Here is a 21,979-nt window from a genome sequence, read left to right on the forward strand (position 1 = left end):
CAACTTTTGATACTGATCCGACAATTGACTTTTTAGATGAGGTTCCTAGCGGATTCGAACCGCTGTGGACGGTTTTGCAGACCGCTACCTAGCCTCTCGGTCAAGGAACCATTCCCGTTGTTTTGGATTGCAAATATAGCAATAATTTCAGAAAAAAAAAGTTTAATACGATTTTTCTAAAATAACACTCACTTTTTCTACATGCCCACCAATAGGAGGATTCAGCTTTGATAATTTTACTTTTGCATACGTGACATTCGTAAGTTCTTGACCTATACGATCTAACACTCTTTTACAAACATGTTCCAAAAGTTTTGAACGTATACCTACTTCTTCCTTCACAATTTTATTTAACGAAACATAATCCAAAGCATCAACCAATTCATCCGATTCTGTTGCTTTCGTAAAGTCTGCATGCGCTTCCAAATCAACCAAATAATCAGAACCAATGCGCGCTTCTTCATCCAAACATCCGTGATTCGAATATATTTTTATATTTTCTAAAATTATTACTCCCATAGCCCAAAGATAAAAAAAGACTTGCGTATTTCTACACAAGTCTTGTATTGTTTAATTTTTTTAAACCTTATTATTTTGCAGATGCAAATCTTTCCGCAACTTTATCCCAGTTAATTACAGAGAAGAAAGCCTCGATATAATCAGGACGACGGTTTTGGTAATTTAAGTAATAAGCATGTTCCCAAACATCTAATCCTAAAACTGGAAATCCTTGTACATCAGCAACAGGCATCAAAGTAGAATCTTGATTTGGAGTTGATGTTACAACTAATTTTCCATCTTTTACGATTAACCAAGCCCATCCAGAACCAAAGCGTGTTGCAGCAGCTTTAGAAAACTCATCTTTGAAAGCTTCAAAAGATCCAAAAGCAGCGTTAATTGCATCAGCAACTTCTGCAGTTGGTTGATTAGCACCACCTGGAGTTAAAATTTCCCAGAATAAATTGTGATTATAGAAACCACCACCATTGTTACGAACAGCTGGTTTGTCAGTTCCTTTTGCTAAAATTTCTTCGATTGTAGCATTTGCTAAATCAGTTCCTTCAATAGCAGCATTCAAGTTATTTGTGTACGCAGCATGGTGTTTGTCATGGTGAATTTCCATTGTTTTTGCGTCAATATGAGGTTCTAATGCATCAAATGCATAAGGTAATTTTGCTAATTCAAAAGCCATAATATTTATTTTTTAGATTTAATTTTCTTGTATAAAGATACACAATAACTCAACAAATATGATTCCGAAATGATAGAATTTTAACATTATTTAATAGTAAAAGCTTATTTTAGTAAAAGATTCTAAATTTTTGAAATGAAAATACTTTGGAAAATAATAAAATGGTTCATCATAATCATTTGTGTATTAATCCTAATTCTTTATGCAACAGGGAATGACTACATTTTTCGTGGCGTAAAATTAACCTATATGAAAGGTGAAAGCACTGCAAATATCAACGATTACAAAGATTTTGATAACAATGTAATTTTGGCAGGTGCACCGCGAGTTTGGCATCAACATTTAGATTATAATCAATTTCCGTTGTCAGCTAATTTCGAAAAGGAGATGAACGATTTCGGAACTGCTGGGTTAGTTATTATAAAAGATAATCAAATTTTGAGCGAATATTATTTTAATGGATATGCGCAAAATGATATTACCAATTCTTTTTCGATGGCGAAAACATTCACAACAATGATGTTGGGAAAAGCGATTGAACAAGGTTATATCAAAGGTTTAGATCAAAAAATAACAGATTTCATTCCTGAATTTAAAGATGATAAATTTGGAGCTGAATGTACCGTTGGCGATTTATCTGCGATGACATCTGGTTATGATTGGGACGAAGATTATTATTTCCCACTCAATCCTACTGCTAAAGCGTATTATGGTGATGATATCGTTAAACAAATGTTAGATCGAAAATTTGTTTCTCAACCTGGCGGACATTTCAAATATCAATCGAGTGACACGCAATTATTAGGAATTGTGATTGAACGCGCAGTGAAAAATAAATCGTTATCACAATATTTTCAAGAAGAATTTTGGCAACCAATGGGTATGGAATTAGATGCGCAATGGTCGAAAGATAATCCGAAAGGAATGGAGAAAACCTATTGTTGCTTCAATGCAACAGCGCGAGATTTTGCCAAACTTGGACAATTATTATTGAATGATGGAAATTGGTACGGTAAACAAATTTTAGATTCAGCATTTGTTCAGAAAATGGTTTTACCAAACAAAAAAGCATTCGGACCAAATGAGCCACAAATTTATGGTTATTCAGTTTGGATGGATTACAATTACAAAACGCCTTTTTATGCAATGTTAGGACATTTGGGACAACGTATCATTGTAATTCCTTCAGAAAAATTAGTTGTTGTTCGAACTGGAAAAACGCATAATGATCAACCAAACAATCATCCAATTGCAGATGGCGATGTTTACCGATTGGTAGACGAAGCAATGCGAATTAATCAAAAAGTGAAAGAAAATGATCCAACGAATTCCTTACAGTAAAATATTATTTTTAGATATCGAAACGGTTCCACAAACCGATGATTGGAATCTTTTGTCTGAAAGAACACAAGCTCTTTGGGAAAAGAAAACGGCTTATCAACGCAATAATAATGAAATTTCTCCTGAAGAATTTTACCACGAACGTGCTGGAATTATGGCTGAATTTGGAAAAATTGTATGCATTTCAGTCGGAATTGTAGTTAAAGATTCTTTTATTCATATCAAAAGTTTTTATGGTCACGACGAAAAGAAATTGTTAGAAGATTTTAATTCAATGTTGATTGAAAATTTTTTCAAGCCTGATCATATTTTATGTGCACACAACGGAAAAGAGTTTGATTTTCCGTACATCGCTCGCCGAATGATGATTAATCAAATTGAAATTCCAGCTATTTTGCAATTATTTGGTAAAAAGCCATGGGAAGTTCAGCATTTGGATACAATGGAATTATGGAAATTTGGCGATTACAAGAACTTTACATCGTTAGATTTATTGGCAAATGTTTTCGAAATTCCAACACCAAAAGATGATATCGATGGTTCACAAGTTGCACGAGTTTATTACGATGAAAACAATGTAGAACGCATCAAAGATTATTGTGAAAAAGATGTTGTAACCTTGATTAATGTTTTCCGAAAAATGCGCTACGATCAACCTTTACAACGAAAAGAAGATTTATAAAAACAAAAAAATCCGCTAATGAGCGGATTTTTGTTCTATATTTTTTAATGATTAATTTTCATCATCTTCTGCTGAATCTGGTTCGTCGCGAAAGTTTTCAATCAATTCATCTTTCACTTTCAATTGAACTTGCTCAACAGAATTTCGGTACATTTTGATAATTGTTCCTGTATATTCTTCCAAATCAATCAAATCTCCTTCCGTTAATTCTTTATCAGGATAACATTCAGAAATCAATCCAGCCAACGTATCATAATGTTCACTTTCTTCGAATCTAAACGGTACTAAACGATTAATATCGCTTATCGCGTTGTGTGCATTTATATTATAAACACCTTCAGAAACACGAGAAACTATCGGATCTTCGTTATCATATTCGTCTTGAATTTCTCCAACCAACTCCTCCAAAATATCTTCCATCGAAACAATTCCTGCAACTTCACCAACTTCATTTGTTACAATTGCAATTTGCATATGTTTTTTCTGAAATTGTTTCATTACATTTTTAATCAACGCATTTTCTGAAATAAAAATTGGCTCACGCAACAATCCTTCAATTTCAGTTTGATTTGGATTTTCTAACAATTGCTTGATTAAATCTTTTGCGTATATGACACCTTTTATATTATCAAATTCTTCTTCGTAAACTGGATAACGCGAATAACCTTCGTTAATCGCATAATCTAATGCATCTTTTACAGAAGTATTAATATTAATTGCAGAAACATTTTTTCGTAAAGTTTGAATATTCATCACACGACGATCATCAAACTCAAACACATTTTGAATTAAATTACGCTCAGACTCCTCAATTGCTCCACCTTCAGAACTTTCTGTAATAATCATTTTCAACTCTTCTTCTGTGTGAATTTCACCTCCATGAATAGGATGAATTCCAATCGCACGAAGAATTACATTTGCCAAACCATTCATTAAAACAATAAGAGGTTTGAAAACAAAATAAAATGCACGAAGAGGCCAAGCTACTGTAAAAGTAGTTTTTGTTGGATACTGAATCGCAATAGATTTCGGCGCTAACTCACCAAAAACAATGTGCAAAATAGTAATGATAACGAAAGCTGCTGGGAATGCAACATTATGCGCAATCGCTGTCCAAGAAGGAGAAGTTAAACCAACTACTTCAAAAAGTTTTACGATTACAGGCGTTAAAGAGCTTTCTCCAACCCAACCAAGACCAAGCGAAGCTAATGTAATACCTAACTGTGTTGCGGCAAGATAAGAATCTAAATGATTAACGATTCGTTTTGCAGCATTTGAAGTTCTTTCGTTAATATCTTGATTAACTTCAATTTGTGACGAACGTACTTTTACAATTGCAAACTCGGCTGCAACGAAAAAACCATTTAATAAAACAAGGAAAATTGTAAGCAAAAGTTTTGCTACAGAAATTTCATCGGCGACATTGTGATTAGCGACTAAAAACAATGTCGAAATCTGGGAGTATGTATCCATTCTTCGAATTTAAAAGACTGACTTGTTATAAGTTTTTATAAGTCAGTAAATCAATACATCTAAATTAATAAAAAAAATTAAAAATCACAACGTTTTGATTCGTAGCAAAATTACAAAATTTATAAATACAAAATCTTAGAAATTATTGATTCGAGAAAATGACTAAAAAATCACTAAATTTCCACTTCATTTACCAAGCAACAATTTGCCATGCAAAAGCAAGATTTACATTATATTATCGAAGTCAAAAATTTATCGATTTCTTTTGGAGATAAACAAGTTCTGAATAACATCAATTTCAAAGTAGAACAAGGTGATACATTAGGAATTGTTGGAGAATCTGGCTCTGGAAAGTCGTTAACTTCATTAGCTATTATGGGTTTATTGTCTCCTAATGCAACAATTCATCCCGAAAGTGAAATTCTTTTTCGTCAAGATGATAAAATGATAGATTTGCTTAAACTTTCGCCTAAAGAACTGGAAAAAATAAGAGGAAATGAAATCGGAATGATTTTTCAAGAACCAATGACTTCTCTAAATCCAAGTTTACGTTGCGGGGAACAAGTGGAAGAAGCGATTCGTTTGCATCAAAATTTATCGAAAGAAGAAGCTAAAAAGAAAGTTCTTCATCTTTTTGAACAAGTAAAATTACCAAATCCCGAACGTATTTATAAAGCCTATCCGCACGAATTATCTGGCGGACAAAAGCAACGTGTAATGATAGCAATGGCGATTTCTTGCGAGCCGAAATTATTGATTGCGGATGAACCTACAACAGCTTTGGACGTTACGGTGCAAAAAGCGACGTTAGATTTATTGAAAGAATTACAAGAAAAAAATAACATGAGCATGTTGTTTATTTCTCACGATTTGGGTGTAATTGCAAATGTTTGCGAAGAAATTTTGGTGATGTTTCGTGGTGATGTTGTAGAACAAGGAAATGTTGAAACTATTTTTAATCATCCGAAAGAAAATTATACAAAAGGTTTAATTGCTTGTCGACCTCGATTGGATGAACGCGCAAAACGTTTACCTACGGTGAAAGATTTCTTAGAAAATCCAAATTTCAAAACTGAAATCTATACAGAAGAAGAACGCGAAGCTTTTCACGAAAAAATTTATGTAAATCCTCCAATTTTAGAGGTTAAGAACTTGAAGAAATATTTCTATCCTTCGACTCTATTTGGAAACGCTACAATCCCGAATGTAAAAGCTGTCGATGATATCTCGTTCAAAGTTTATCCAGGTGAAACAATGGGCTTGGTTGGCGAATCGGGTTCTGGAAAAACAACCTTGAGTAGAACGGTTTTGTTATTAGAAAAACCAACTGCCGGCGAAATTTATTATAATGGTATAGATATTACGAAACTGAAAAAAGAGGAAATTCGTAAATTAAGAAGAGAAATTCAGATTATTTTCCAAGACCCATATTCAAGTTTAAATCCTCGCCATACCGTTGCGCAAATTATTACGGAGCCAATGCAAGTACATAAAATTGGTCAGAATAAATCGGAACGATTACAAACGGCTTCATCTCTTTTACAAAAAGTAGGTTTATCAGATCAAGATTTGAACAAATATCCGCACGAATTTTCGGGTGGGCAACGTCAACGTATCGGGATTGCTCGTGCTTTGGCTTTAAATCCTAAATTTATCATTTGTGATGAATCTGTTTCTGCGTTGGATGTTTCTGTTCAGGCGCAAGTCTTGAATTTATTAAATGATTTGAAAACCGAGTTTGGTTTTACCTATATATTTATCTCGCACGATTTGGCGGTTGTAAAATATATGAGTGATCAATTATTGGTGATGCAACACGGAGAAATGAAAGAATTGGACGATGCAGACAAGGTTTATGCGCATCCGACAACAAACTATACTAAAGAATTGATCGAAGCGATTCCAAAGCTATAAAAGGAACCTGTATAAAAGCAAAAAGCGTTTGAAGTTTATTTCCTCAAACGCTTTTTTATTGATCGCAATAAATCAATATAAACTAAACTATTTCAAAATATAAAAAGCATCCAAATCTGAATGCTTTTTTGTAGTCCCTAGGGGAATCGAACCCCTCTTTCTAGAATGAAAATCTAGTGTCCTAACCGATAGACGAAGGGACCTCCTTTCGTATTATTGTGGTGCAAAAATAAACGTTTATTTTTTATTACCAAACAATTTTCGAAAATTTTATACTATTTTTTTTAATCAAGTCAAATTGTAGTCCCTAGGGGAATCGAACCCCTCTTTCTAGAATGAAAATCTAGTGTCCTAACCGATAGACGAAGGGACCACTTAATATGAATTAATTAATTCGAATATTCTTTATTTTGAATGAACGTCATTTTGTGTTGGGAGTTGTAGAAAAGTCGATGTATAATTCTAATAATTTGAACCAAGTTGAATTATACAGCGACATTTTCATTCCCGATTAATCATCTAAACATTATGATTAACCTTTACAAACAAAACACAAAAAACAATTTCCTTTACACAGTATTCTACTGGTTGTTTAAAAAATCAACAACTATGAACAAGGAAAAAAAAGATTGCAATAATGCAATCCATCTATTAATTTGTAGTCCCTAGGGGAATCGAACCCCTCTTTCTAGAATGAAAATCTAGTGTCCTAACCGATAGACGAAGGGACCACTTTTATTTTATTAAGCTAATCCCGCAATATGTTTCGCTAACTTTGATTTTAAGTTTGAAGCTTTATTCTTGTGAATAATGTTTCTTTTTGCTAACTTATCAATCATTGAAGAAACTTTTGGAAAAACTGTTTCTGCTTCATTTTTATCAGATTCAGATCTTAAAGCTTTAATAGCTGTACGAGCTGATTTGTGATAATATTTATTACGATCGCGTCTTACCGCTGATTGTCTAATTCTTTTTAATGCTGACTTATGATTTGCCATAACTTAAATCTCTTTCTATTTTAGTTCGGCAAAGATATAAACAAATATTTTATCTCGCCAAATTAATTTAATAATTTTCTAAAACACTTTTATGTAGCCCATAGGAGAATCGAACTCCTGTTTCCAGGATGAAAACCTGATGTCCTAACCACTAGACGAATGGGCCGCATGACGGCTTAACCACTTGTTGTGAAAAGCGAGTGCAAATGTAGAACTATTTTTTGTAGTTCCAAATTTATTTGAAAGTTTTTTTGAATAGATTTTTGTTAAAAAATGTTAAGGAAGTTAATATTTTGTCAAAACATCTCTTATATATAATGAGTTATATTTTTAACAATTACTTTAGCGGTGCTATTAAAATTTATACAAACGAATACTCAATATATGAAAGCATCGATATTAGGTGTAGCTGCAGTGGTTTGCACGATGTTTATTACATCATGTTCATCTTTAACCCCAGTTAGTGAAGCTACAGAATATTCTTCGAGAAGTTTCGTACCGAAACCAAGAGCTATTGAAGCTCAAGCTAAAATAATCAATAAACATGCCAATTTAGATGTTACACCAATAGAAATTAACGATGAAGCGAAATCTATGGTCGTGTTAAACAGCGTTTTAGAAGAAACGAATGAATTGTTTGCAGGATTTTTATTAAAAGAAGCAGAAACGTATATTGGTACACCTTACCGATACGGAGGCACAACAAGAAGTGGTATTGATTGCTCTGCCTTTGTTAGAAACGTTTTCGAGACTTTCAATAAAAATTTACCTCGTGTATCTGCAGATCAGGCAAGAGAAGGTTTTACAGTTAGTACAGACGAAGCAAAAGAAGGAGATTTAGTTTTCTTTGCAACAAGAGGTCGCGGTAGAGTTTCGCACGTAGGAATTGTTCATGGAAGAAATAAAGATGGAGTTTTAGAATTCATTCATTCATCTACTTCTCAAGGCGTTATGGTATCTTCTTTAAATGATAGATATTGGGGACCAAAATTCTTATATGTAAAAAGAATATTATAATATTATAATAGTATAATTTCATTATCATATAAAAAAAGCATCAAGTAATCTTGATGCTTTTTTTTGTCTTATTTTTTATTTTCGATGTTCTCGTAAAATCATCACAAACAATACAACTAATGGAACAATCATTCCTAAAATATAATATGTATTGATTTGTAAAATAGTTGGGTAAAATAATATTGCAGATAATAATCCCACAATTGCTCCACCTAAATGCGCTGAATGTCCGATGTTCCCTAAATTAGTTTTCATTCCATAAACTGAATATCCTAAATATAAGATCCCGAAAATCCAGGCTGGAATTGGTAAAGCAAAAAATAATCTTAATTCCATTTCAGGAAAAGCTGCAATTGCAGCGAATAAAACCCCTGTCACTCCACCAGAAGCTCCTACTGCCGAATAAAAAGTTTCTTTCTTGTGAATCAACAAAGACAAAAGATTTCCGCTAATAACCGCTGCTAAAAAAACTAAAAGAAACATTCCGTAACCTACATTTAGTTTTGCATTCGAGAAGTCGCCTAACAAAAATCCTTCTGGACTCGCAAAAAAAGCAATCACAGGATTCGCAAAAAAGTAAAGAGTTAACATATTGAATAACAAATGAGTAAAATCAACATGTAAAAATCCTGAACTTAAAATTCTATAGTATTCCTTATTATATAATATCGACCCTACTTGGAATTTATATTTTTCAAAAAAAGCTAAATCGTTAAAACCTTTCCAACTTACCAAAACATTCAATCCAATAACGACTAATGCCACAATAGAGATGTCTCCCATTATTCTTCTATATTTTCTTCTTCATTATTATCCTCCTCAATCGCATCAAATAGCGTCGGCTGCGGCTCTTCTTCTGACTCCTCCTCTTCTTCTGGTTCTTCGAATGGAAGCGGTTCTAACACATTAATCTGTTTTAATTTATATGTCGTCAATTGATTTCCTTGCGCTTTAATTCCTTTAACAGTAATAAATTCTTCTAAATTTATCACTTCTGGTTCTTTTTCTAAACCTTTTACTTTCGGGAAAATCAACTCAATAACTGGTAAGTAATCGGTCGAAACAACTTTGATTGATGATTTACCATCTTCTAACGTATAAAAAGCTTGTGGAGAAAACGTATCTTCTAAAAGGAAACGTTTCACAAAATAACGATCTTTTTCTGCATCATAATACACGCAAGAAATCGGTTTTGCAGGTTTCCATTTCTCGATAATCTCTAAATCTTCGTCAAAACGATTACTCAAATCAAACGAAACCAATTTCGCTTCACCTTTTTTATTAATCGTTAAAATTTTATCATCACCTTTGAAAGAACCTAATAAAAGTCCCAATCCATCAGCATTTAGACGTTTTGTATCCGTATCAAACCAAATTTGACGAGGAGCTAAAGTCGAAACTCCTTCCTCTTTCAATTCTACTTTTTTGATTGGATATTTTGTTACTAAATTACCTTTTGATGCACGACCTTTAATCGCTAAATCAGCAAAATTAATATCAAATTTTAATTTTTTGATTCGTTGATGAGTTTTTAAAATAATTGATACAACTTCGGCTTCTCCATTTGGATTTGCTGAAAAATACAACACTTCCGAACCTTTATTACCAGCCGTTAAATCATATTCTTTATCGCGAGTAATTCCCGTTACAGCAAAACGTTTTTGATAAGCCGGACCATTTTTACCATCGCGATAAATCAAGTTATAAATGGTACGTTTATCATTTTTATGCCAAATTCCAACATGAATAATTCCTTTTCCAACAAAAGTTTTTGCATCAACTTTTGTCACAATCATCGAACCATCATGTTTGAAAACCACAATATCATCAATATCAGAACACTCGAATAAATACTCGTCTTTTTTCAATGAAGTTCCGATAAAACCTTCGTTTCTATCCACATAAAAACGTGTATTTGCAACGGCAACTTTTGTCGCATCAATCGTATCAAATGTTCTAATTTCTGTTTTACGTTCTTTTCCTTTTCCGTATTTTGTCTTTAGGTTTTTGAAATAATCGATCGCATAATCAATCAAATTTGCTAAATGATGTTTTACATTCTCGATTTTATCTTCTAATGATTCAATAAATTGTTGTGCTTTATCTAAATCAAATTTTGAAATACGTTTGATTCGAATTTCTGTTAAACGCGTAATATCTTCTTCCGTAACTGGACGAATTAAATGCGCAATATGTGGCTTCAGCCCTTTATCAATCGCAGAAATTACACCTTCCCATGTTTCTTCTTCTTCAATATCGTGATAAATTCTATTCTCGATAAAAATTCGTTCCAACGAAGAAAAATGCCATTGTTCTTGCAGTTCATCTAACTCAATTTCTAACTCTTTTTTCAACAATTCAACTGTATTGTTTGTATTGTGAATTAAAATTTCAGAAACTGTTAAAAATTCTGGTGTTTGTTCATTAATCACACACGCATTTGGCGAAATAGAAATCTCGCAATCCGTGAATGCATACAATGCATCAATTGTTTTGTCTGGACTACTTCCTGGAACAAGATGAATTAAAATCTCAACTTCAGCCGCTGTATTATCTTCAATCTTTTTGATCTTGATTTTACCTTTATCATTGGCTTTCAAAACCGAATCAATCAAAGATCCTGTCGTTGTTCCGTACGGAATTTCAGTGATTTTTAGCGTCGTTTTATCTTCTTGCAAAATCTTTGCACGAATACGCACTTTACCTCCACGTAATCCATCATTATAATCGGAAACATCAACCAAACCAGAAGTTAAAAAATCTGGAAAAATTTGAAATTTCTTTCCTTTCAGATGTAAAATTGACGCATCAATTAACTCATTGAAATTATGCGGTAAAATCTTTGTTGACAAACCAACTGCAATTCCTTCAACTCCTTGTGCCAAAAGCAAAGGAAATTTGATTGGAAGATCGATTGGTTCTTTATTTCGACCATCATAAGAAGGTTGCCATTTTGTAGTTTTTGGATTATAGACAACTTCTAACGCAAATTTAGTCAATCGAGCTTCGATATAACGCGACGCAGCCGCTCGGTCACCAGTATAGATATTTCCCCAGTTTCCTTGCATATCGATCAACAATTCTTTTTGACCAATTTGAACCATTGCATCAGAAATCGCCATATCACCATGCGGGTGATATTTCATCGTATTTCCTACAATGTTCGCAACTTTGTTATATCGTCCGTCTTCCAACTCGCGCATTGAATGTAAAATTCTACGCTGAACTGGTTTCAACCCATCATAAATAGATGGAATTGCTCGTTCTAAAATTACATAAGAGGCATAGTCAAGAAACCATTCTTGGTACATACCAGAAACCTTCTTGATGCTCTCTTGATTGTCTTGCATCATGTTAAATAGCTACTTCTACATTGTTTTTGACCATACAATTAGACTCCACAATTTTGTCTAATTCAGTCAAAATAATATTAATATTTCGGTTAGAAATGAATGCTAAACGAAATTTGACTTTTGTTAAATTGGTAGGATTCTTTTTACTGTTAATATAAAAGACAACGTTTTTTGAAAGAATTCCTTTCTGAAAATCGTATTTGATCAATTTATACTTCGGTAAATCGATTTTGTTCGTTTTTGAATCTAAGAAGGATAAAAATCCAACATTCTTCGTTTCAAAAGTTATGGTTTCACCTTTTGTGTCTATCGCAAAAAATTGATTTCCACTTTTATAGCTTACATAAATAAACAACGCTATAAAAATTGCAACAACATAAGGTGGTATTATGTGATACTTGTAAGGTAAAATACCAGCATACATAATAAGGTTTAGAATGATTAAAATAACGATGGTGAAATTTAGCATTTTAAAGAGCTGTATCACATTTTTATTATTCTTCTTCATATTTATAAAATAGGTGTTTAGGTTAGATAGAAAGTAAGTTTTTTATATAATATTCTAATTTTTAATAGCTTCTACAGCCAAATTGTTAATAATAAATTCTTGTCTTGTTGGTGTATTTTTTCCCATGTAAAATTCTAAAAGACTTTCGATGGTTTGATCTTTTCCAATCATTACTGGTTCTAAACGAATATCTTTTCCGATAAAATGTTTGAACTCATCTGGCGAAATTTCACCTAATCCTTTGAATCGTGTAATCTCTGGATTTTTAACTTCTTCCAACGCTTTTATACGTTCTGGTTCAGAATAACAATAACGTGTTTCCTTCTTGTTTCTCACACGAAAAAGTGGTGTTTGCAAAATATACAAATGTCCCTCTTTGATCAATTCTGGGAAAAATTGTAAGAAAAATGTAATAATCAACAAACGAATGTGCATTCCATCGACGTCAGCATCAGTTGCAATTACAACATTATTGTAACGTAAATCTTCTAATCCTTCTTCGATGTTTAATGCCGCTTGTAAAAGATTAAATTCTTCGTTTTCATAAACAATTTTCTTTGTCAAACCGTATGAATTCAACGGTTTTCCTCTCAAACTAAAAACCGCTTGCGTTTCTACACTTCTACTTTTGGTAATCGATCCACTTGCCGAATCTCCCTCGGTAATAAAAATAGTTGTATCTAAACGTAATTCAGCTTTCGGATCATTATAATGTTGACGACAATCGCGCAATTTCTTGTTATGTAAACTAACTTTTTTGGCGCGATCACGCGCTAATTTTCGAATTCCAGAAAGCTCTTTTCGTTCCGTTTCTGATTGTTTAATCTTGCGTTCTAATGCTTGCGCAACTTCTGTATTTTTATGTAAAAAGTTGTCAAGATTCGTTTTGATAAAATCATTTACAAACGTGCGAACCGTTGTCATTCCTGGTCCAATTTCATTCGAACCAAGTTTAGTTTTTGTTTGCGATTCAAAAACTGGCTCAATTACTTTGATCGAAATTGCTCCAATAATTGATTTTCTAATATCCGCAGGATCATAATTTTTATTATAAAATTCGCGAACAGTTTTCACAACAGCCTCTTTAAAAGCTGTTAAATGTGTTCCTCCTTGCGTTGTATTTTGACCATTCACAAAAGAATAATACGTTTCCGAATATGATTTCGAGCTGTGCGTCATCGCAATTTCGATATCTTCTCCTTTCAAATGGATGATATCATAAATTGTTTCTTCCTCGATATTATCATTCAATAAATCTTTCAATCCGTCTTTCGAAAAGAATTCTTCTCCATTGAAAATAATTTTCAATCCTGGATTTAAGTAAACATAGTTTTTCAACATTTTGTCTACATATTCTTTTCTGAATTTAAAATTCAAGAAAATCGATTTATCTGGGATAAATGTAATTTTAGTTCCTTTTCGTAAAGATGTTTCTTTTTCATCTTCTTGATTTGCTAAAATCCCTTGCTCAAACTCTGCAATACGTGTTTTTCCATCTCGAATAGATTGCACTCGAAACGATGTTGATAACGCATTTACAGCTTTTGTACCAACACCATTTAAACCAACCGATTTTTTGAAAGCTTGTGAATCATATTTACCACCTGTATTCATCTTAGAAACGGCGTCAACCATTTTTCCAAGCGGAATTCCACGTCCATAATCACGAACCGTTACCTCATCTTCGCGCAGATTAATTTCGATTGTTTTTCCTGCACCCATCACAAATTCATCGATACAGTTATCTACAATCTCCTTCAACAAAATATAAATTCCATCATCTTGAGACGAACCATCTCCCAGCTTCCCAATATACATCCCAGGTCGCATGCGAATATGTTCGCGCCAATCAAGGGTTTTGATATTGTCTTCCGTATAATTTACTTGTTGATCTAATTCTGACATTTGAGTTGTTGAGTGTTAAACGAGTTTTACAAAAATAAGAAAAAATTTCCTAAAAATATTAAGGTTCATTGTTTTGATTTTGAGCAAAAACGACCTAATTTACCAATATGATAAAATCTAAACTACCCAATGTTTCGACAACCATTTTTTCGGTAATGAGTCAATTGGCAAATGAACATCAAGCGATTAATTTAGCGCAAGGTTTTCCTGACTTTAATGCAGATTCTGAATTAATTAGTCGTTTAAATTATTATTCAACACAAAATTACAATCAGTACGCGCCAATGACTGGCGTCGAAAAATTGCGTGTATTACTTTCAGAAAAATATTCTAATCTTTATCAATCTGATTACGATTTTCAGAATGAAATTAACATTACAAGCGGTGCAAGTCAAGCTATTTTTAATGTTATTTCTACATTAATTCTCCCAAATGATGAAGTGATTATTTTTGAGCCTGCTTACGATTTATATCAACCAACTATCGAATTATTTGGAGGAAAAATTATTCCAATTCAGCTGAAATATCCTGAATATTCAATCGATTTTGAAGAATTGAAGCAAAAAATTAATGATAAAACGAAATTAATTATCGTTAATAATCCGAATAATCCAACTGGAAAAATTTTATCCGAAAATGATTTAAAACAATTTGAACAAATCCTAAAAGATTCAAATTGTTATTTGCTTGCAGATGAAGTTTATGAGCACATTACATTTGATGGAAAATCGCATCAAAGTTTTGCAAAATTAAAATCAGTAAAAGACAAGATTTTCATCGTAGGTTCTTTCGGAAAATTATTTCACATTACAGGCTGGAAAATCGGTTACATTTTAGCCGAAAAAGAATTAATGAAAGAGTTTAGAAAATGTCATCAATTTAATACGTTTTCTACCCATACACCATCACAATATGCAATTGCAGATTATTTAGAAAACCCAGATCATTACTTGTATTTGAATGATTTTTTTCAACAAAAAAGAGATTTATTTGTTAAAGGTTTAACTTCAACAAATTTTGAAGTTTTGCCTTGTGAAGGAACTTATTTTGTAAGTGCAAATTATGCTAAAATAAGTGATTTACCTGATGATGAATTTGCAAAACAGTTAACCATCAAAAATAAAGTTGCAACGATACCAATTTCGGCATTTTACCATGATAAAACAGATAACAAAGTCATTCGATTTTGTTTTGCTAAAAAGGATGAAACACTTTTAATGGCTTTAGAAAATTTGAAGAATTTGTAGAAAAATAAAACGAGCCCTATTTCTAAAGCTCGTTTTTACAATTTTATTATTTTACAATTTTTCTTGAAATAACATTATCTCCAGAATAGAAATTAACGATATAAATTCCTTTTGGTAAAGCGGAAATATTCGCCTCTGATTGATTTACCTCTCTAACAAGATTACCTGACATATCAAATATTTTAATTTTTTTGACATCGTTTATTCCTGAAACTTTAACCAATCCATTATCTTGATAAACAGAAATAGTTGATTTATTAAGATCAGAAGTTGCTAATTTTTCTTGCGTGACTTTTACATCATCTAAACCAATGTATAAAATATCTGTACATTTATAATGTCTGAATACCAATTGAACATCTTGTCCAGCATATTTTGAAATATCTACATTAACTGTCTTAGCAACATCAAAATATCCAGCATCTAATGTTTCTTCAAAAGCTGCTGTTTCTGTACCAGTAAAAGTTGAATTTGCAGAAATTACATAAACCGCGTAATGTTCTTCAAAAAAACCTTCTTCATTATCTGCTGCAGAAACCTTAAAAGTCAATTCTGTTTTGTTTCCTTCAGGAATTTTAAAAACTGGACTTGTTAATGTATTATCAGGTGTTAAAGCCTCAAAAAACCATGACCAAGACCAAGCAAAAGAACCACTAAAAGAAGGAGTTTCAGCTTCTGCAGCATCTACAAACTCCCAAGTATCTTCGTCTCCATCTAATTCTCCAATCGTCCACAATGCTTGTCTTTCTGGGGTATCAAAGTTTTCTTCAAAAACGATTGTTTGTGCAAAAAGTTGAGGAGTCAAAAATAGACATCCTATAAAAAATAAATTTTTAATCATATTATTATGTGTTTAACTGTAAACTTAATAATTCAACAACAACAAACATAAAAAATTAAGAAAAAAGTAACTATTTTTAAATATTATTCAATTTTAAATAGGAAAAAATATTTTTAATAAAAAAAGCCGATGTATTTCTAGATCGGCTTTTACTTTTATAATTGAATTAATTATTACGCTTGTTGCGCTTTAATTAAATTTAATGCTGATCCAGCTTTGAACCATTCAATTTGTTGTGCATTGTATGTATGATTTGCAACAACTAAATCTTTCGATCCATCTGCATGAACAAACTCGATTGTCAAAGGTTTTCCAGGCGCAAATTCTGTTAAGTCTATAAAGTTGATTGTATCATCTTCTTGTACTTTATCATAATCTGCTTTGTCCGCAAATGTCAACGCTAACATTCCTTGCTTTTTAAGATTTGTTTCATGGATACGTGCAAAAGAACGTACCAATACTGCTACAGCACCTAAATGACGCGGTTGCATTGCAGCATGCTCACGAGAAGAACCTTCTCCGTAGTTTTCGTCACCAACAATTACAGAAGGCACACCTGCCGCTTTATATGCACGTGCAGTGTCTGGAACTGGTCCGTATTCTCCTGTTAATTGATTTTTAACTGAATTAGTTTCTTGGTTGAATGCATTTACAGCACCAATCAACGTGTTATTCGAAATATTATCTAAGTGTCCACGGAAACGTAACCAAGGTCCAGCCATAGAAATATGGTCAGTTGTACATTTACCAAATGCTTTTATTAATAATTTAGCTCCAATAATATTTTCACCATTCCAAGGTTTGAAACCTTCTAATAATTGTAAACGCTCAGAATTTGGATTTACGATCACTTCTACACGAGAACCGTCTTCAACTGGTGCTTGATATCCATTATCTTCGTAAGCATAACCTTTTGTTGGTAATTCCTCTCCTTTTGGAGCATCTAACATTACTTCTTCACCAAATTTATTGATTAATTTATCTGTTAATGGATTAAAATCTAAACGTCCAGAAATTGCAATAGCCGCAACCATTTCAGGTGATGTTACGAAAGCATATGTATTTGGATTTCCGTCCGCACGTTTTTTGAAGTTACGGTTGAATGAGTGAACGATTGTATTTTTTTCTTCTTTATCCGCTCCTTCACGATCCCATTGACCAATACAAGGTCCACAAGCATTTGTAAAGATAACTGCATCTAAATCCTCGAAAGTTTTTAATAAACCATCACGATCAGCAGTATAACGAACGACCTCTGAACCTGGATTAATTCCGAAAGATGATTTTGCTTCTAAACCTTTGTCTAAAGCTTGTTGCGCAATCGAAGCAGCACGCGTCAAATCTTCGTAAGAAGAGTTTGTACAAGAACCGATTAATCCCCATTCAACATCTAAAGGCCAACCATTTGCTGCTGCAGTTTCTTTCATTTTAGAAACCGGTGTCATTAAATCTGGCGTAAAAGGACCATTCAAACGAGGCTCTAATTCAGATAAGTTGATTTCAATTAATTGATCATAGAAGTTTTCTGGATTTGCATAAACTTCATCATCCGAACGTAAATAAGATTTGTGAGCATTTGCAGCATCTGCTACATCATTACGATCAGTTGCTCTTAAATATCTTTCTGAAGCATCATCATAAGCGAAGATTGAAGTTGTTGCTCCAATTTCTGCACCCATGTTACAAATTGTTCCTTTACCTGTTGCAGATAAAGACTCAGCTCCTTCTCCAAAATACTCTACAATTGCTCCTGTTCCACCTTTTACAGTTAAACGTCCAGCAACTTCTAAGATAACGTCTTTTGGAGCAGCCCAACCAGATAATTTACCTGTTAATTTAACTCCGATTAATTTTGGCATTTTTAATTCCCAAGCCATTCCAGACATTACATCAACAGCATCGGCACCACCAACACCAATTGCTACCATTCCTAATCCACCTGCATTTGGCGTGTGAGAATCGGTACCAATCATCATTCCTCCTGGAAATGCATAGTTTTCTAATACTACTTGGTGAATAATTCCTGCACCTGGTTTCCAGAATCCAATTCCATATTTATTCGAAACTGATTCTAAGAAATTAAATACTTCTGATGATTTATTGATTGCTTCTTGCAAATCGGTTTTTGCCCCAACTTTAGCCTGAATCAAGTGATCACAGTGAACCGTAGAAGGAACAGCCGTTTTGGTTTTTCCAGCTTGCATAAATTGCAACAAAGCCATTTGAGCAGTTGCATCTTGCATTGCTACACGATCTGGCGCAAAATCTACATAAGATTCTCCTCTAGTATACGCTTGCGTTGGTTTTCCGTCAAACAAGTGAGCATATAAAATTTTCTCTGAGTACGTTAAAGGTCGACCTACGATAGTTTTCGCAGCATCTACTCGTTCTTGCATTTTGGCATAAACGCCTTTAATCATATTTATATCAAATGCCATAATAATTGATTTATTTAATTGGTTTTAATTTATCAAAAAACATACCCCAATATACTGAATTATTTAATATTTAACGTGTATAAATGGTTAATAACCTTATTTAAATCAATTCTAACTTATTTATTTGCAATATTATATATTTATCACAAAAAAAGGCTAACACCGAAATGTTAGCCTTTATTATATCATTTTCTACAAACAATTAGTTCATTGAAATTGGTTTAAACTTTGTTAAGTTAATACCTTCAACTGCAGTTTTGTACTCTTCGATAGAAGGAATACGTCCTAAAATCGCTGATAAAACAACTACTGGAGTTGATGCTAATAAAGATTCTCCTTTTTTGCCATCACGGTCTTCAACCACACGACCTTGGAATAAACGTGTAGATGTCGCCATTACTGTATCTCCTTTTGCTGCTTTTTCTTGGTTACCCATACATAAGTTACAACCAGGACGCTCTAAGTACATAATGTTTTCGTATTCTGTACGTGCAGTAGATTTTGGTAATAAATCGCTAAACTCAAATCCTGAGTATTTTTGTAACATTTCCCAATCACCTTCCGCTTTCAATTCGTCGATAATGTTGTAAGTAGGTGCAGCAACAACTAAAGGAGCTTTAAACTCAACTTTACCATTCGCTTTTTCTACGTTACGTAACATTTGAGAAACGATTTTTAAATCGTCTTTGTGAACCATACAAGAACCTACGAAACCTAAATCTACGTGTTTATCACCTCCATAGTAAGTTAAATCGCGGATGGTGTCGTGTGTATAACGTTTAGAAACGTCAGCATTGTTTACGTCTGGATCGGCAATCATTGGCTCTTCGATAATATCTAAGTCAATTACAACTTCCGCATAATATTTAGCATTTGCATCTGGAGTTAAAGCAGGTTTAGCCCCCGATTTAATTTCTTCGATACGTTTGTTTGCTTTATCGATTAACCCTTTTAACACTTGATTTTTGTTATCCATTCCTTTCTCGATCATGATTTGGATACGAGATTTTGCAATTTCTAACGATTCGATTAATGTTTCGTCTTGAGAAATACAGATAGATGCTTTTGCTTTCATTTCTGCCGTCCAGTCTGTGAATGTAAACGCTTGGTCTGCTAATAATGTTCCGATGTGAACCTCAATAATACGACCTTGGAATACGTTTTCACCATCAAACTGTTGTAACATTTGTAATTGTGTAGCATGAACCACATCACGGAAATCCATGTGAGGTTTCATCTCACCTTTGAATGTTACTTTTACAGATTCTGGAATTGGCATAGAAGCCTCACCAGTAGCTAAAGCTAAAGCCACAGTACCAGAGTCAGCACCAAAAGCTACACCTTTAGACATACGTGTATGAGAGTCACCACCAATAATGATTGCCCATTCGTCAATCGTGATATCATTCAATACTTTGTGGATAACGTCAGTCATTGAATGATAAACACCTTTAGGGTCACGCGCTGTAATTACACCGAAATCATTCATAAATTTCATCAATTTAGGAATATTTGCTTGCGCTTTTTTATCCCAAACAGAAGCTGTATGACATCCTGATTGGTATGCACCGTCAACCGTTGGAGCGATAACTGTAGCAGCCATTGCTTCTAACTCTTGCGATGTCATCAAACCAGTTGTATCCTGAGAACCTACGATGTTTACTTTAACACGAACGTCAGAACCAGCATGTAAAACTTTTCCTGGAGTAGATCCAACCGCATTGTTATTGAAGATTTTTTCAACCGCAGTTAAACCTTGACCATCATTTGAAATCTCTTTTGAAGGAGCGAAAACCACAGGAGCTTCGATACCTAAAGTTTGAGCAGCAAATGTTTGGATTTTTTTACCAAAAACGATTGCGTAAGAACCACCCGCTTTGATAAATTCCATTTTTTGAGGAGTCAATGATCTTGAAATATCAATTAACTCTTGATCTCCGTTGTATAATTTTTGCGTTTTTGTATTGATTGTTAAAACAGTACCTGTAGCAACTGAATAAACTTCTTCTAAAACAGGATCCCCCGCTTCGTTACGAACCACATCTCCGTTTGCATCAACTTGTTTTTTCCAGTTTTTCAAATCGATTCCGATACCTCCTGTTACATCAACAGTTGTTAAGAAAATTGGAGAAATTCCGTTTGTACCTGCAACAATTGGCGCAATATTTACGAAAGGAACGTAAGGCGATGCTTGTTTTCCTGTCCATAAAGCCACGTTGTTAACACCTGACATACGAGAAGAACCTACTCCCATTGTACCTTTTTCAGCGATTAACATCACAGAAGCATCTGGATGTTGCGCTTGTAACGCTTTAATTTCAGCTTGAGCAGCAGGTGTAATCATACATTGACCGTGCAATTCTCTATCAGAACGAGAGTGCGCTTGGTTACCTGGAGATAATAAATCCGTAGAAATATCACCCTCAGCAGCGATGTACGTTACTACTTTAATTTCTTCTGCAACTGCTGGCAATTCTGTAAAGAACTCTGCTTTTGCATAACTTTCTAAAATATCTTTTGCGATTACATTTCCTGCATTAAAAGCATCAGCTAAACGAGCTGTATCTGCATCGTATAAGAAAACTTGTGTTTTAAGAACTTCAGCAGCTTGTTTTGCAATTGCTTCATCATTTCCTAAAGCTAAGTCCAAAAGAACCTCGATAGATGGTCCTCCTTTCATGTGAGATAACAATTCGAATGCAAATGTTGGTGTAATTTCAGCAACTGTAGCTTCTCCTAAAATAATCTCTTTTAAAAATTTTGCTTTTACACCTGCAGCAGAAGTTGTTCCTGGCAACGTGTTATAGATAAAGAATTTAACAGAATCCTCGCGGTATTCGTTGTTAACATCTTTAATTTGATTAATGATTTCACTTAGTAATTCTGCACCATCAATTGGTTTTGGATGTAAACCTTGACCTTTTCTTTCTTCAATCTCGTTAAGATACTCTTGGTAAAGACTCATAATTATCTATCTTTTCTTTTTAATATTAAAGATTGTTTAAAACCAAGCTACTTACACCTGATTTCATCCAATCAAAATGAATTATATAATAACACTTCGCTGTAT

At 33.4% G+C, this 21,979-nt stretch carries 16 protein-coding genes and 5 tRNA genes; 5 read left to right on the forward strand and 16 right to left on the reverse strand.

Annotated elements, in window-relative coordinates:
* Positions 1-39 precede the first annotated feature (39 nt).
* The 3 genes from B3R94_RS05200 to B3R94_RS05210 form a co-directional block, all read right to left on the reverse strand.
* Positions 40-110, reverse strand: a tRNA-Cys gene (locus tag B3R94_RS05200).
* 52 nt (positions 111-162) lie between these two features.
* Positions 163-519: a dihydroneopterin aldolase gene (gene folB / locus B3R94_RS05205; protein WP_038334989.1), complete on the reverse strand. Its 357-nt coding sequence runs from the start codon at positions 517-519 to the stop codon at positions 163-165.
* 70 nt (positions 520-589) lie between these two features.
* Positions 590-1,192, reverse strand: a complete 603-nt coding sequence (locus B3R94_RS05210; RefSeq protein WP_038334988.1) for a superoxide dismutase — start codon at positions 1,190-1,192, stop codon at positions 590-592.
* A gap of 135 nt (positions 1,193-1,327) precedes the next feature.
* Between B3R94_RS05210 and B3R94_RS05215 the strand changes: the two genes are divergently transcribed.
* Both B3R94_RS05215 and B3R94_RS05220 read left to right on the forward strand, forming a co-directional pair.
* Entirely contained in the window at positions 1,328-2,533 is a 1,206-nt protein-coding gene (locus tag B3R94_RS05215) for a serine hydrolase domain-containing protein (RefSeq protein WP_291099123.1), read from the forward strand.
* On the forward strand, positions 2,508-3,215 hold the full coding sequence (locus B3R94_RS05220) for a 3'-5' exonuclease (RefSeq protein WP_038334981.1): 708 nt from the start codon (positions 2,508-2,510) through the stop codon (positions 3,213-3,215). Before B3R94_RS05215 ends, B3R94_RS05220 begins: the two co-directional genes overlap by 26 nt.
* Positions 3,216-3,266: 51 nt before the next feature.
* Here B3R94_RS05220 and B3R94_RS05225 read toward each other — a convergent pair whose 3' ends face one another.
* Complete coding sequence (locus B3R94_RS05225) at positions 3,267-4,688, reverse strand: hemolysin family protein (RefSeq protein ID WP_180905690.1); 1,422 nt, start codon at positions 4,686-4,688, stop codon at positions 3,267-3,269.
* Between the two features lie 177 nt (positions 4,689-4,865).
* Here B3R94_RS05225 and B3R94_RS05230 point away from each other — a divergent pair, with 177 nt between their 5' ends.
* On the forward strand, positions 4,866-6,602 hold the full coding sequence (locus B3R94_RS05230; protein ID WP_291099296.1) for an ABC transporter ATP-binding protein: 1,737 nt from the start codon (positions 4,866-4,868) through the stop codon (positions 6,600-6,602).
* A 131-nt stretch (positions 6,603-6,733) separates the two neighbouring features.
* Here the strand turns inward: B3R94_RS05230 and B3R94_RS05235 are convergent.
* The 5 genes from B3R94_RS05235 to B3R94_RS05255 all read right to left on the reverse strand — a co-directional run bounded on the left by B3R94_RS05235 (position 6,734) and on the right by B3R94_RS05255 (position 7,766).
* Positions 6,734-6,805: transfer RNA gene (locus tag B3R94_RS05235), tRNA-Glu, on the reverse strand.
* A gap of 98 nt (positions 6,806-6,903) precedes the next feature.
* Positions 6,904-6,975, reverse strand: a tRNA-Glu gene (locus B3R94_RS05240).
* 286 nt (positions 6,976-7,261) lie between these two features.
* A tRNA-Glu gene (locus B3R94_RS05245) sits at positions 7,262-7,333 on the reverse strand.
* A 12-nt stretch (positions 7,334-7,345) separates the two neighbouring features.
* Positions 7,346-7,600, reverse strand: coding sequence for a 30S ribosomal protein S20 (gene rpsT / locus B3R94_RS05250; RefSeq protein ID WP_038334974.1), 255 nt, complete (start codon positions 7,598-7,600; stop codon positions 7,346-7,348).
* Positions 7,601-7,694: 94 nt separating this feature from the next.
* Positions 7,695-7,766 (reverse strand) — tRNA-Glu (locus B3R94_RS05255).
* 218 nt (positions 7,767-7,984) lie between these two features.
* Between B3R94_RS05255 and B3R94_RS05260 the strand changes: the two genes are divergently transcribed.
* Positions 7,985-8,617 carry a C40 family peptidase gene (locus tag B3R94_RS05260; protein ID WP_038334971.1) on the forward strand — a complete coding sequence of 211 codons (633 nt, stop codon included), beginning with the start codon at positions 7,985-7,987 and terminating at the stop codon, positions 8,615-8,617.
* A 75-nt stretch (positions 8,618-8,692) separates the two neighbouring features.
* Here B3R94_RS05260 and B3R94_RS05265 read toward each other — a convergent pair whose 3' ends face one another.
* The 4 genes from B3R94_RS05265 to B3R94_RS05280 all read right to left on the reverse strand — a co-directional run bounded on the left by B3R94_RS05265 (position 8,693) and on the right by B3R94_RS05280 (position 14,383).
* Positions 8,693-9,400, reverse strand: coding sequence for a rhomboid family intramembrane serine protease (locus B3R94_RS05265; protein WP_291099126.1), 708 nt, complete (start codon positions 9,398-9,400; stop codon positions 8,693-8,695).
* Complete coding sequence (locus tag B3R94_RS05270) at positions 9,400-11,967, reverse strand: DNA gyrase/topoisomerase IV subunit A (RefSeq protein WP_291062380.1); 2,568 nt, start codon at positions 11,965-11,967, stop codon at positions 9,400-9,402. Before B3R94_RS05270 ends, B3R94_RS05265 begins: the two co-directional genes overlap by 1 nt.
* Before the next feature lie 4 nt (positions 11,968-11,971).
* Positions 11,972-12,439 carry a hypothetical protein gene (locus B3R94_RS05275; RefSeq protein ID WP_221854409.1) on the reverse strand — a complete coding sequence of 156 codons (468 nt, stop codon included), beginning with the start codon at positions 12,437-12,439 and terminating at the stop codon, positions 11,972-11,974.
* A 93-nt stretch (positions 12,440-12,532) separates the two neighbouring features.
* Entirely contained in the window at positions 12,533-14,383 is a 1,851-nt protein-coding gene (locus B3R94_RS05280) for a DNA topoisomerase IV subunit B (protein WP_125348938.1), read from the reverse strand.
* Between the two features lie 107 nt (positions 14,384-14,490).
* On the opposite strand from B3R94_RS05280, the gene B3R94_RS05285 reads away from it, so the two are divergent.
* Positions 14,491-15,630, forward strand: coding sequence for a methionine aminotransferase (locus B3R94_RS05285; RefSeq protein WP_291099129.1), 1,140 nt, complete (start codon positions 14,491-14,493; stop codon positions 15,628-15,630).
* A 46-nt stretch (positions 15,631-15,676) separates the two neighbouring features.
* Here the strand turns inward: B3R94_RS05285 and B3R94_RS05290 are convergent, their stop codons facing one another.
* The 3 genes from B3R94_RS05290 to B3R94_RS05300 all read right to left on the reverse strand — a co-directional run bounded on the left by B3R94_RS05290 (position 15,677) and on the right by B3R94_RS05300 (position 21,874).
* A complete protein-coding gene (locus B3R94_RS05290) occupies positions 15,677-16,471 on the reverse strand; it encodes a T9SS-dependent choice-of-anchor J family protein (protein WP_114998291.1) in 795 nt (264 codons plus the stop codon).
* Between the two features lie 173 nt (positions 16,472-16,644).
* Positions 16,645-18,909 (reverse strand): aconitate hydratase, encoded by a 2,265-nt coding sequence (locus tag B3R94_RS05295; protein WP_280062201.1) that lies wholly within the window; start codon positions 18,907-18,909, stop codon positions 16,645-16,647.
* A gap of 202 nt (positions 18,910-19,111) precedes the next feature.
* Positions 19,112-21,874 (reverse strand): bifunctional aconitate hydratase 2/2-methylisocitrate dehydratase, encoded by a 2,763-nt coding sequence (locus B3R94_RS05300; protein WP_291099135.1) that lies wholly within the window; start codon positions 21,872-21,874, stop codon positions 19,112-19,114.
* Between the last annotated feature and the right edge of the window lie 105 nt (positions 21,875-21,979).

Origin of the sequence: Empedobacter sp. UBA7611, from assembly GCF_002484365.1 — a bacterium.
GTDB lineage: Bacteria > Bacteroidota > Bacteroidia > Flavobacteriales > Weeksellaceae > Empedobacter > Empedobacter falsenii_B.

What these genes read in the sequence shown, in the direction of transcription:
- B3R94_RS05220 (WP_038334981.1), top strand. Translation starts at nt 2,508, where the DNA reads ATGATCCAACGAATTCCTTACAGTAAAATATTATTTTTAGATATCGAA.
- B3R94_RS05285 (WP_291099129.1), top strand. Translation starts at nt 14,491, where the DNA reads ATGATAAAATCTAAACTACCCAATGTTTCGACAACCATTTTTTCGGTA.
- rpsT (WP_038334974.1), bottom strand. Translation starts at nt 7,600, where the DNA reads ATGGCAAATCATAAGTCAGCATTAAAAAGAATTAGACAATCAGCGGTA.
- B3R94_RS05225 (WP_180905690.1), bottom strand. Translation starts at nt 4,688, where the DNA reads ATGGATACATACTCCCAGATTTCGACATTGTTTTTAGTCGCTAATCAC.
- B3R94_RS05260 (WP_038334971.1), top strand. Translation starts at nt 7,985, where the DNA reads ATGAAAGCATCGATATTAGGTGTAGCTGCAGTGGTTTGCACGATGTTT.
- B3R94_RS05290 (WP_114998291.1), bottom strand. Translation starts at nt 16,471, where the DNA reads ATGATTAAAAATTTATTTTTTATAGGATGTCTATTTTTGACTCCTCAA.
- B3R94_RS05210 (WP_038334988.1), bottom strand. Translation starts at nt 1,192, where the DNA reads ATGGCTTTTGAATTAGCAAAATTACCTTATGCATTTGATGCATTAGAA.
- B3R94_RS05300 (WP_291099135.1), bottom strand. Translation starts at nt 21,874, where the DNA reads ATGAGTCTTTACCAAGAGTATCTTAACGAGATTGAAGAAAGAAAAGGT.
- B3R94_RS05215 (WP_291099123.1), top strand. Translation starts at nt 1,328, where the DNA reads ATGAAAATACTTTGGAAAATAATAAAATGGTTCATCATAATCATTTGT.
- folB (WP_038334989.1), bottom strand. Translation starts at nt 519, where the DNA reads ATGGGAGTAATAATTTTAGAAAATATAAAAATATATTCGAATCACGGA.
- B3R94_RS05265 (WP_291099126.1), bottom strand. Translation starts at nt 9,400, where the DNA reads ATGGGAGACATCTCTATTGTGGCATTAGTCGTTATTGGATTGAATGTT.
- B3R94_RS05275 (WP_221854409.1), bottom strand. Translation starts at nt 12,439, where the DNA reads ATGCTAAATTTCACCATCGTTATTTTAATCATTCTAAACCTTATTATG.
- B3R94_RS05270 (WP_291062380.1), bottom strand. Translation starts at nt 11,967, where the DNA reads ATGCAAGACAATCAAGAGAGCATCAAGAAGGTTTCTGGTATGTACCAA.
- B3R94_RS05295 (WP_280062201.1), bottom strand. Translation starts at nt 18,909, where the DNA reads ATGGCATTTGATATAAATATGATTAAAGGCGTTTATGCCAAAATGCAA.
- B3R94_RS05280 (WP_125348938.1), bottom strand. Translation starts at nt 14,383, where the DNA reads ATGTCAGAATTAGATCAACAAGTAAATTATACGGAAGACAATATCAAA.